The organism is Streptomyces sp. NPDC044063 (assembly GCF_056434285.1).
In genome coordinates, this window is sequence record NZ_JBWKFM010000046.1 from 1 (window position 1) to 9925 (window position 9925).

At 73.0% G+C, this 9925-nt stretch carries 11 protein-coding genes; 4 read left to right on the plus strand and 7 right to left on the minus strand.

Annotation, left to right across the window (positions count from 1 at the left end; translation table 11 throughout):
- Both AC07BS_RS33330 and AC07BS_RS33335 read left to right on the plus strand, forming a co-directional pair.
- On the plus strand, window positions 1–407 hold a 407-nt coding region (locus tag AC07BS_RS33330), incomplete at its 5' end, for an acyl-CoA carboxylase biotin carboxyl carrier protein subunit (RefSeq protein WP_478935372.1).
- An 82-nt stretch (window positions 408–489) separates the two neighbouring features.
- Window positions 490–1296 carry an AfsR/SARP family transcriptional regulator gene (locus AC07BS_RS33335; RefSeq protein WP_478935373.1) on the plus strand — a complete coding sequence of 269 codons (807 nt, stop codon included), beginning with the start codon at window positions 490–492 and terminating at the stop codon, window positions 1294–1296.
- Between the two features lie 23 nt (window positions 1297–1319).
- Here AC07BS_RS33335 and AC07BS_RS33340 read toward each other — a convergent pair whose 3' ends face one another.
- The 3 genes from AC07BS_RS33340 to AC07BS_RS33350 are packed head-to-tail and all read right to left on the minus strand — an operon-like array spanning window position 1320 to window position 3350.
- Complete coding sequence (locus AC07BS_RS33340) at window positions 1320–2072, minus strand: 4'-phosphopantetheinyl transferase family protein (RefSeq protein ID WP_478935375.1); 753 nt, start codon at window positions 2070–2072, stop codon at window positions 1320–1322.
- Window positions 2073–2106: 34 nt separating this feature from the next.
- Window positions 2107–2916: a hypothetical protein gene (locus AC07BS_RS33345; protein WP_478649786.1), complete on the minus strand. Its 810-nt coding sequence runs from the start codon at window positions 2914–2916 to the stop codon at window positions 2107–2109.
- A gap of 5 nt (window positions 2917–2921) precedes the next feature.
- Window positions 2922–3350, minus strand: coding sequence for a nuclear transport factor 2 family protein (locus AC07BS_RS33350; RefSeq protein ID WP_478649789.1), 429 nt, complete (start codon window positions 3348–3350; stop codon window positions 2922–2924).
- Window positions 3351–3559: 209 nt separating this feature from the next.
- Here AC07BS_RS33350 and AC07BS_RS33355 point away from each other — a divergent pair, with 209 nt between their 5' ends.
- Window positions 3560–4345, plus strand: coding sequence for a 3-oxoacyl-ACP reductase (locus AC07BS_RS33355; protein ID WP_478935376.1), 786 nt, complete (start codon window positions 3560–3562; stop codon window positions 4343–4345).
- Window positions 4346–4444: 99 nt separating this feature from the next.
- On the opposite strand, the gene AC07BS_RS33360 is transcribed toward AC07BS_RS33355, so the two are convergent.
- The 4 genes from AC07BS_RS33360 to AC07BS_RS33375 all read right to left on the minus strand — a co-directional run bounded on the left by AC07BS_RS33360 (window position 4445) and on the right by AC07BS_RS33375 (window position 8285).
- The gene (locus AC07BS_RS33360) at window positions 4445–5395 is read right to left on the minus strand and encodes an aromatase/cyclase (protein WP_478935377.1); all 951 of its coding nucleotides are present in this window, start codon (window positions 5393–5395) and stop codon (window positions 4445–4447) included.
- Window positions 5396–5515: 120 nt separating this feature from the next.
- A complete protein-coding gene (locus AC07BS_RS33365) occupies window positions 5516–5773 on the minus strand; it encodes an acyl carrier protein (protein ID WP_478649797.1) in 258 nt (85 codons plus the stop codon).
- A gap of 29 nt (window positions 5774–5802) precedes the next feature.
- Window positions 5803–7020, minus strand: a complete 1218-nt coding sequence (locus AC07BS_RS33370) for a ketosynthase chain-length factor (RefSeq protein ID WP_478649800.1) — start codon at window positions 7018–7020, stop codon at window positions 5803–5805.
- Entirely contained in the window at window positions 7017–8285 is a 1269-nt protein-coding gene (locus tag AC07BS_RS33375; RefSeq protein WP_478649803.1) for a beta-ketoacyl-[acyl-carrier-protein] synthase family protein, read from the minus strand. The genes AC07BS_RS33370 and AC07BS_RS33375 overlap by 4 nt, the downstream gene beginning before the upstream one ends.
- A 213-nt stretch (window positions 8286–8498) precedes the next feature.
- On the opposite strand from AC07BS_RS33375, the gene AC07BS_RS33380 reads away from it, so the two are divergent.
- Entirely contained in the window at window positions 8499–9761 is a 1263-nt protein-coding gene (locus tag AC07BS_RS33380) for an MFS transporter (RefSeq protein ID WP_478649805.1), read from the plus strand.
- Window positions 9762–9925 lie beyond the last annotated feature (164 nt).

The following is a 9925-nucleotide window of genomic DNA, read 5'->3' on the forward strand; positions in this document are numbered from 1 at the left end:
TCCCCCCCTTCACCGGCGCCACCACCGACGAGGACGAGGAAACCCCCGGCCGCGAGACCGTCGTCGTCGAGGTCGGCGGCAAACGACTCGAGGTCACGCTCCCGGCCTCGCTCGCGGTGGCCGGCGCCGCGCCCGCCGCGGCCCGCCCCAAGCAGCGCCGCGCGGCCAGGAAGTCCGGCCCGGCGGTCTCCGGTGACGACCTCACCTCGCCCATGCAGGGCACGATCGTGAAGGTCGCGGTCGAGGACGGTCAGCGGGTCGAGGAGGGCGACCTGATCGTCGTCCTGGAGGCCATGAAGATGGAACAACCGCTGAACGCCCACCGAACCGGCATCGTCAAGGATCTGGCGGCGGAGGTGGGTAGCTCGGTATCCTCCGGCACTGTGATCTGCACCATAAAGGACTGATGCGGACGGGGTATGAGATTTTCATAGGGACTCATGCCTCACGCACTGTTTGGGGCCGAATCCCCACTGCGATGCTCCAGTCATGCAAATCGAAGTTCTGGGACCGATCGCGGCACGGGTGAACGGCACCTCGATTGTGCCGACCGCAGGGAAGCCCCGACAGATTCTTGCTCTGCTCGCCATCCGGGCGGGCCGTGTCGTCGCGGTGGAAACGTTGATGACCGAGGTGTGGGGCGACGCGATTCCGCGGAGCGCCGCCACCACACTGCAGACCTACATCCTCCAGCTCCGCCGGAAGATCAGCGAGGCCGGGCCGCAGGAGGACGGCCGTACCGCCAAGGACATCCTGGCCACCTGCTACGGCGGCTACCAGCTCAACCCGGTGGACTACTCCTGCGACCTGCTGGAGTTCCAGCAGCTCGTCCGGCGCGGCAGCCGCGCCATGGCGGAGAACGACCCGGCGACCGCCACCGCCGAACTGGGGCGGGCCCTGGAGCTGTGGCGGGGCCCCGCGCTGGTCGACGTACCGGTCGGCGAGGTCCTCGGCATGGAGATCATCGGTATGCAGGAGGAGCGCACGCGCGCCCTCGAACTGCGCATCGAGGCCGACCTCCAGCTGGGCAGGCACGCGGAACTCATCGGTGAGCTGCGCATGCTCGTCGCCCAGCAGCCGATGCACGAGGCGCTCTGCGCCCAGCTCATGACCGCCCTGTACCGGGCGGGACACCCCTGGCGAGCCCTGGACGCCTTCCAGTCGCTGCGCCGGGCCCTGGTCGAGGAGCTGGGCGTCGAGCCGTCGCCGCGGCTCCAGCGCCTCCACCAGGCCGTGCTCGCCAACGACGAGCGGCTGGAGGCGCCGGCGCCGACGCACGCCCTGCTCACCGCGTAGGGCGTGCGTCGCGAAGGGGGTGGCTAGTCCGTCAGCGGATACCCGGGTGACCGGGTGTGGGCCGTACTGACGACGTACGGGACGTCGGCGTCGATCCAGTGGGTGGTGAACACCCACTCCACTGGATGCGCCGGTACCCCCCGGGTGTCGTGCAGGACGGCCCGTTCGTCGTGGAGGGAGAAGCCGAACTCCCGGAAGGGCAGGCGCATGCCGACGCCCACGGCCTTGGTGTAGGCCTCCTTCAGGGTCCACAGCCGCAGCATGGCCCGGTTCCGTCCGCTCTCCGGGAGGGCCGCCAGCGCCGCCTTCTCGGCCCCGGTGCACACCCGGCGCACGAGCTCCTCGTTGCACATCGGCCGGCTCAGCGTCTCGCTGTCGGCGCCGACCCGCCCGGTCGTGCTCAGCGCCAGCACCAGCAGGCTCCCGGTGTGGCTCAGGCTCAGCCCGAGCCAGCCGCAGCCGCGCAGGTACTTCCGGCCGCCCGGGCCGACCGCCAGCTCCAGGCTCCACGGGGAGACCCCGAGCGCGGCCGCCGCCGCGAACTTGATCAGCCGCCGGGAGGCCACGAACCGGTCCCGGCAGGCGGCGTGCCGCGCGGCGGCGTAGCGGTTCCGCTCCCGGCCGAGCAACAGCTCCAGCTCGGGGCTGTCGGGCGCGCTCCACTCCTCGACGAGGCCGTACAGCACCACGGTCCGGCCGGCCTCCAGGGCCGCGGACGCCGCGGCGGCCCAGGCGCCGCCCGGGCCGTCCGCGTGCACGACGTCCACGGGGGCCATCAGGGGACCTCTCCGGCCGGACGGGGGCGGCGCATCACACGCCGACCAGCTGACGGGCGGCGGAGCGCGCGGTGCGCACCATCGCCGACGCCGTGCGGCAGTACAGGTCCGCCTCGTCGTAGAGGGCGCCGCTCAGCTCGGCGTCCGGGCCCGCCGGCGTCCGGTCGAGGCGGATCGCCAGCCGGGACAGCGCCCCCGCGAGCCGGGTCAGGTCGGCCGGGCGGCGCTGCCGGAGCCCGCCGCGGCGCTCCCAGTCGTCGACGCAGGCGGCGGCCGCGGTCAGCAGGGCGTAGCGGTCGGCGCGCGCCCAGTCCCGGGCCGTGGCGCCGCCCTCGGACAGGGCGCAGTCGTCCAGCAGCAGCCGGCGCTCGCGCTCCAGGTCGTCCAGCGTCATCAGCAGGGCCGCGGGCAGGTCCGCCGGCCGGACGGACACCATGGGGCGGGAGAGGCGGTCGTCGCCGAGGAGCGGCAGCGACAGCCGCTCCACGACCGCCATGAGCCGCTCCTGGTGGTCCGGGTGCCACATGGCGGCGCCGAGCAGCCGGGCCCGGCGCCGGTACTCGGCGCTGTGCCGGGTGTCCCCGTGGAGCTCGGGGCCGAGCAGCACCACCAGCCCGTCCACGCCCTCCATGAGCAGGCGGGGGAGGAGGAAGCGGGCGCTGGCGGACCTGTTGCCGCCGTCGGCGCGCAGCAGCCGCTCGCACACCCACAGGTCCAGATAGGCGGCACCGGCCGCGGCCTTGGCGAGGCGGGGCGGCGCGTCGTCCGCCACGGTCGCCAGGGCGCTGCGCAGCGCCGCGTCCGCGTGGGCGAGGAGCCGTTCCGGGGTCGGTGACGCCTTCATGGCGCTCAGACCAGCTGGTCGTAGCTGACGGAGCGGGAGCGCAGCAGGATCTCGCCGTCCGTGAGGTCGATGACGTCGTGCACGACGGTGCTCGGCCAGACCTCGGGCTGCTCGTTGGGGCGCACGCGGATGATCAGCGCGTAGACGGTGGAGCGCAGGCTGCCGTCCTCCTGGGGCTCCAGGATCATCTGGTTGAAGTAGTGGCGGCGCTGCGTGGGGTCGTTGTCGTACTTCGTGAGGAACGAGCGCAGCTCGGCGAGGATGTTGTCCCGGCCGACCACGGCGTCGATGCCGGGGGAGTGCTGGAAGCTGCCGTCCTTGGTGAAGGTCGCGGCGTACTCCTCGATCCGGCCGTTGTCCAGGGCCTGCATCTGGCGCGCGTAGAAGTGCTGCACCTGGGTGTAGAGGTCGCTGCTCACGGTCGTGGCGGTCATCGTCGTCCTTTGCGGAAGCGGGGGTGACGGGCCCCGCAAGAATCGCGGCCGCTCCTCGAATCGCCCTTGAGAACCGTCGGGGTGCGGGCGGAGGGTCCGCAAGGCCTCTTCCAGGGGCGTTCCAGTTCCAGGGGCGTTCCAGCGCGGCGCGAGGGGGGCCCGACAGGCTCGGCGCACACCAGCCCACCGCAGCGATTCGGGAGAAGTCCATGGCACAGGAAGTCAAGCCGGTTGCCCTCGTCACGGGTGCGACGAGCGGGATCGGCCTCGAGATCGCCCGCCGGCTTGCCGGCCTCGGCGCCCGCGTCTACCTCTGCGCCCGCCAGGCCGACCAGCTCGCCGCCACGATCAAGGAGCTGAACGACGAGGGCTTCGAGGTCGACGGCACCACCTGCGACGTCGCCGACCCCGCCCAGATCAAGGCGTTCGTGGCCGCCGCGGTCGACCGCTTCGGCAGCGTCGACATCCTGGTCAACAACGCGGGTCGCAGCGGCGGCGGCGCCACCAACGAGATCGCCGACGACCTGTGGTTCGACGTGATCAACACCAACCTCAACAGCGTCTTCCTGATGACCAAGGAGGTGCTGAACGCCGGCGGCATGCTGGAGAAGAAGCGCGGCCGGATCATCAGCATCGCCTCCACCGGCGGCAAGCAGGGCGTCGTCCACGCGGCCCCCTACTCCGCCTCGAAGCACGGCGTCGTCGGCTTCACCAAGGCCCTCGGCCTGGAGCTGGCCCGCACCGGCATCACCGTGAACGCCGTGTGCCCCGGCTTCGTCGAGACGCCGATGGCCGAGCGGGTGCGCACCCACTACGCCGGCATCTGGAACGTCAGCGAGCAGGAGACCCACGACCGCATCACCACCCGCGTGCCGCTGGGCCGCTACGTGGAGACCCGTGAGGTCGCCGCCATGGTCGAGTACCTGGTCGGCGACGACGCGGCGGCCGTGACCGCGCAGGCCCTCAACGTCTGTGGCGGTCTGGGCAACTACTGACCGGACCGGCCGCGGCCCGGTCACGACGACGCCGGCTCCGGAACCCCCCGAGGGTTCCGGAGCCGGCGTCGTGGTGCGTGGCGACGGGCCGGGCGCGTCCTACGCGCTGACGCCGCTCTCCTTGGCGTACGCGGCGGCGTGCGTCATCGTCGCCAGGCTGTTGCGGCCCAGCGCCTCGCGGATGAAGGCGCGCGCGTCGGCGAGGGTGGCCTGCTCGCCCAGGACCTCGGTGACGGTGGCCGGGTTGAGGGCCACGGTGTGCCGGGCGGTGGCCAGCGGGCCGTCCGGGCCGTCGGTGAACGTCCACAGGCCGCTGTGGCCGGTCAGCAGCTTCGGCAGGATGCTCTGCTTGTAGGCGATCCACGAGGGGGCCTGGCAGATGCGCGTCGACCGGGTGGTGTGGGTGGAGCCGTCGGCGGTGAGCGTCTCCATGCGCAGGTCCTGCACGCCGGGCACGTCCTCGGTCAGCTGGACGCTGCTGACGTGCGGGAGCCGCTCGGCCCACAGGTCGGCGCGGTTGACGAAGTCGTACGCGGCCTCGGCCGCGCCCTGGAGCGGGACGATGTCGGTGAAGGAGAACACGATGTCCTCGACGGGGTGGCCGAGCTCCGCGACCCGGGCCAGGGCCGCCAGCTCCTCGCCGCTGTTGCGGTCCAGCGCCGCCAGGATGTTGGCCACGGCCTCCGGCGCGTCGTCCCGCACGCTGAAGCGGTGCCGCAGCACGACCTCGGTGCGGCCGTCGGGCAGGGTGCGGAAGAGCCAGCCGCCGCCCATCGAGGTGACCGGCGGGAAGCTCCGCTGCTGCTTGAAGCTCACGTACAGACGCCGCGGGTCCAGCGCCCGGCGCGAGGTCCAGTTGACGACCTTGCCGTTGACCTGGGCCCAGATCTCGAACACCTCGCTGCGCTCGGTGCGCTCGAGGTGGCGGACGTGCACGCTCGGGCCGAACACGGCCGGCCACAGGGTGACGTCGGAGACCAGGTCGTAGAGCGCCTGGGCCGGCGCGGAGACGACGAGGGTGTGCTCGGTGCGGTGGATCACGGGTGCCATGACGGGTCTCTCCTCGGCTGTTGCGGTGCCGCTCGGGCGGGTCGCGCCCGGCGTGGATGGGCAGGGCCCGTACCCCACCGCCGGTGGGATACGGGCCCGTTCGGATCGCCGACCCGCGGATCAGGCGGCGGACGTCTCCGCGGCGTTCACCAGGTCGAGCAGGGCGCGCGGGGTCTCCACGTCACCGATGGCGTCGTCGGAGAGGTCGATGCCGTACTCCTGCTTGATCCGCGCGGTGCTCTCCATCAGCGCGAGCGAGTCGTAGCCGAGCTCCTCGAAGCTGGTGTCGAGGATGTCGCCGGTGAGGTCGATGCTGTCGTCCTCACCCGCGCAGGCGATCAGGATGCGCCGCAGGTCGTCGATGCCGAGCTGTGCCATGGGGATGTCTCCTGTGGAGTGCGTGGATGTCAGTTGTTGTGGCGGGTCACGACGACCGCGGAGTTGAAGCCCCAGCGGCCGCGGGCCAGCACCAGCGCGGCGCCGACCGGCCGCGTGCGCGGCTCGCCGGTCACCAGGTCGAGGCCGTAGCCCTCGACGACGCGCGAGGTGCGGCCGCTGGCGGGGATGACCCCGTCGCGGATGGACAGCAGCGCGGTCACCAGATCGGCGGGGCCGCCGCCGGAGTACATGCGGCCGGTGAGCGCCTTGGGGGCGGTCACCGCCACACCGCGCTCGCCGAAGACCGCGCGCAGCGCGTCCGCCTCGGCCCGGTCCAGGTCGGGCAGGCCCGCCGCGTCGGCGAAGACCACGTCGATGTCCGAGGGGGCCAGGCCCGCGTCGGCGAGGGCCAGCTCGGCGGCGCGGCGCAGGCCCGGCTCGCGCCCGGAACCCGGCTTCGGGTCGAACGTCGAGGCGTAGCCGGCGATCGTGCCGTAGATCTGCGGGGCGCCGCGCTCGACGGCGGAGGCGGCGTCCTCGGCGATGAGGATCGCGCCGCCCTCGCCCGGTACGTAGCCCGCGGCCCGCTCGTCGAACGGCAGGTACGCGGCCTCCGGGTCGGTGGCCGTGGTGACCCGGCCGCCCGCCAGCTGGGAGGCGTAGCCCCACGGGTCGAACGCCGCGTCGACGCCGCCGGACACCACGAGCCGGGTGCCGCGCTCGACGGTCCGCCGGGCGTGGCCGACCGCGTCCAGGCCGCCGGCCTGCTCGCCCACCAGCGCGGCGCTGGGGCCGCGCAGCTTGTGGCGGATGGAGATCTGGCCGGTGTTGACGGCGTAGAACCAGGCGAACGACTCGTAGACGCTGACGAACTCCGAGCCCTTGGACCAGAGCTTGTTGAACTCCTGGTGGGTGAACTCGAAGCCGCCCAGGGCGTTGGAGGTGACCGTGCCCATGTCGTAGTCGGGCAGGGTCTCCTCGGTGACGCCCGCGTCCTCCAGCGCCCACGCGGCCGCCGTCAGGGCGTAGCGGGTGGAGACGTCGGTCTGCGGCAGCAGCCGGCTGGGCAGGTGCGCCTTGGCCTCGTAGTCCGTGATCTGCGCGGCGAGCCGGGACGGGTACCGCGACACGTCGAAGCCGGTCACGTCCCGAACGGCGTTCTGGCCGGCCAGCGTGGCCTTCCAGAACTCCTCGGTGCCCAGGCCGTTGGGCGTGAGGGCGCCGATACCAGTGATGACGGTGCTCATACGGAAGCCACCTCCGGGCGGTGCAGGACCATCGCGCTCTGGAAACCGCCGAACCCGCTGCCCACGGTCAGCACCGTGTCGACGCGCTGCTCGCGCGCGGTCAGCGGCACGTAGTCCAGGTCGCACTCGGGGTCGGGCGTGTGGAGGTTCGCCGTCGGGGGCACGACGTTGTGCTCGATGGCGAGGAGCGAGGCGGCGATCTCGACGGAGCCGATGGCGCCGAGCGAGTGACCGACCATCGACTTGATGGAGCTGACCGGCACGTTGTAGGCGTGCTCGCCCAGGCTGCGCTTGAAGGCGGCCGTCTCGTGGCGGTCGTTCTGCTTGGTGCCGGAGCCGTGGGCGTTGATGTAGTCGATCTTCGTGCCGTCGAGGCGGGCCTCGCCCAGCGACACCCGGATCGCCTCGGCCATCTCGCGGCCGTCCTTGCGCAGACCGGTCATGTGGTGGGCGTTGCAGCGGGTGGCGTAGCCGCCGACCTCCGCGTAGATGTGCGCGCCGCGCTTCTTGGCCGCCTCGTACTCCTCCAGCACGAACATGGCGGCGCCCTCGGCGAGGACGAAGCCGTTGCGGGTGCCGTCGAAGGGCCGCGAGGCGTGGGCCGGGTCGTCGTTGCGGGCCGTCGTCGCCTTGATGGCGTCGAAGCACGCGACCACGATGGGGGAGATGGGGGTGTCCGCGGCGCCGGCGACGACGGTGTCGACCGCGCCCTCGCGGATCAGCTGGACGGCGTAACCGACGGAGTCCAGGCCGGAGGTGCAGCCGTCGGACACCATCGTCACGGGACCCTCGGCGCCGACCTCCCAGGCCACCTCGGCCGGCATGACGCCCGGGCTGAGGTAGTCGAACATGTGCGGCGAGAGGTAGGAGGGGTCGACCTCCCAGGACTTGCCGGCGTCCGACATCACCAGGTACTCGTTCTCCAGGCTCGTCGCGGAGGCGACGGCGCTGCCCAGGCTGACGCCGACCCGGGTGGGGTCGACGGCGCCCAGGTCGAGCCCGCTGTCCGCGACCGCGTCACGGGTGCAGGCCACGGCGAACTGGGTGGCGCGGTCCATGCGGCGGATCTCCCGCGGGCTGAAGCCCTCGGCCACCGCGTCGAAGTCGACCTCGCCGGCGATCCGGGACCGGAACTGCGAGGCGTCGAAGAAGGAGATGTTCCGTGTGGCGGTACGGCCGTTCGACAGCAGGTCCCAGAACGCCTTTGTTCCGTTACCGCCGGGGGCGCGGACGCCGATACCCGTAATCACGACGCGCCGGGTCATATCTGGCCCGCGTTTGTAGAGAACATCGCTGTTCTGTCCTTTCGCCTCTGCACACCGGGGAGTTACTCGATGCAGGCTGCGGGCGGTTGCTCGAGCACTGCTCGAAGCCGCCTCGGGCAGTCGGAGGCCCTTTTCCCGCCGCTCGGCGCTCGACCGCGGCTCAAGCCGTACGCGTTCCACTACGCCTGCCAACCCCTCAGGACGGAGCGCCCGATGACCGACCGCACACGCCCCGGCGAACCGTCCGAGCCGGCCCGGCCGGTGCTGGTCACGCTGCTCCTGGTGAGCATGCTGACGGTCATGGCCGGCGCGACCATCGCGCCCGCGCTGCCCGCCATGCGGCGGCACTTCGCCGACGTCGACGACATCACCTTCCTGGTCCGGCTGGTGCTCACGGTGCCCGCGCTGGCGATCGCGGTGGGCGCGCCGATCGCCGGTGTCCTGGTGGACCGGGCCGGGCGGAAGCCGGTCCTGATCGGCTCGGTCGTCCTCTACGGCCTGGCCGGCGGTTCCGGCCTGGTGCTGAGCGACGTCTACGCGATCCTGGCCGGGCGGGTGCTGCTCGGTCTGGCCGTGGCCGGTGTGATGACGTCGGCCACCGCGCTGGTGGCCGACCTCTGGGCGGGCCCCCGGCGGTCCCGGGTGCTGGGCCTCCAGGCCGGGGCCATGGGCATGGGCGGGGTGGTGTTCCTGTCCCTGGGCGGGGTGCTGGCCGGTCTCGACTGGCGGGGCCCCTTCGCGGTCTACCTGGCGGCGCTGCCGCTGGCGTTCCTCGTCGCGCTGGTCGTCAAGGAACCGGAGCGCGCCCCGGCGGCGGCCCCGTCGACGCCGGCCGCGGGCGGCGGCCGGACGGCGCTCCCGGCGGTCGCCCTCGGCATCTTCGCGCTGGCCTTCGTGGGCCAGCTCGTCTTCTACACCGTCCCCACCCAGCTCCCCTTCCACCTGGCCGAGCTGTCGCACGTCGGACCGGCGGGCAGCGGCCTGGTGCTGGCCTCGATGAGCGCCGTGCAGGCCACGGTCTCCGCCAACTACGGGCGGATGGCCCGGGGCCGCGCCGAGGCGGCCCTGACCGCGGTCGTCCTCGCCGTCCTGGGCGCGGGCGCCCTGCTGATCGGCCTCGCCCCGGGTGTGCCCGTCGTCCTGGCCGGCCTGGCCCTCGTCGGCACCGGGGTGGGTCTGCTCGTCCCGCACTTGAACACCTGGCTCGTGACCCGTACGTCGCCGGAGGTGCGCGGCCGCACCCTGAGCGGCATCACGTCCGCCATGTTCCTGGGCCAGTTCCTGTCGCCCGTCGCCGCCCAGCCCCTGGCGGGCGGCGGCCTGGACCGGGTCTACCTGGCGGCCGGGGCGCTCGCGCTCGTCGTGGCGGGGACGGTGGCGGTGGCCTGGCGGCGGCCGGCGGGGGAGAAGGCCGCCGGGGGGAACGGGGGCGGGACGCGCGCTCGGCACCGCGCCGGGGGGCGGACCGCGCCGTAGGAGGGGACGGAGCGGTCCAGGACGCGGGGTGGGGGGGGGGGGGGGGGGGGGGGGGGGGGGGGGGGGGGGGGGGGGGTGTTTTTCCCGCGTGTTCTCCCCCTCTTTCCCCCCCCCCTTCCCCCCCCCCCCCGAAGAGGAGAGGGAACACGGAGGGGAGGGGGGTG

Bases quoted from the DNA above. Each gene is read 5' to 3' on its own strand.
- AC07BS_RS33335 (WP_478935373.1), top strand. From the start codon at position 490: ATGCAAATCGAAGTTCTGGGACCGATCGCGGCACGGGTGAACGGCACC.
- AC07BS_RS33340 (WP_478935375.1), bottom strand. From the start codon at position 2,072: ATGGCCCCCGTGGACGTCGTGCACGCGGACGGCCCGGGCGGCGCCTGG.
- AC07BS_RS33345 (WP_478649786.1), bottom strand. From the start codon at position 2,916: ATGAAGGCGTCACCGACCCCGGAACGGCTCCTCGCCCACGCGGACGCG.
- AC07BS_RS33350 (WP_478649789.1), bottom strand. From the start codon at position 3,350: ATGACCGCCACGACCGTGAGCAGCGACCTCTACACCCAGGTGCAGCAC.
- AC07BS_RS33355 (WP_478935376.1), top strand. From the start codon at position 3,560: ATGGCACAGGAAGTCAAGCCGGTTGCCCTCGTCACGGGTGCGACGAGC.
- AC07BS_RS33360 (WP_478935377.1), bottom strand. From the start codon at position 5,395: ATGGCACCCGTGATCCACCGCACCGAGCACACCCTCGTCGTCTCCGCG.
- AC07BS_RS33365 (WP_478649797.1), bottom strand. From the start codon at position 5,773: ATGGCACAGCTCGGCATCGACGACCTGCGGCGCATCCTGATCGCCTGC.
- AC07BS_RS33370 (WP_478649800.1), bottom strand. From the start codon at position 7,020: ATGAGCACCGTCATCACTGGTATCGGCGCCCTCACGCCCAACGGCCTG.
- AC07BS_RS33375 (WP_478649803.1), bottom strand. From the start codon at position 8,285: ATGACCCGGCGCGTCGTGATTACGGGTATCGGCGTCCGCGCCCCCGGC.
- AC07BS_RS33380 (WP_478649805.1), top strand. From the start codon at position 8,499: ATGACCGACCGCACACGCCCCGGCGAACCGTCCGAGCCGGCCCGGCCG.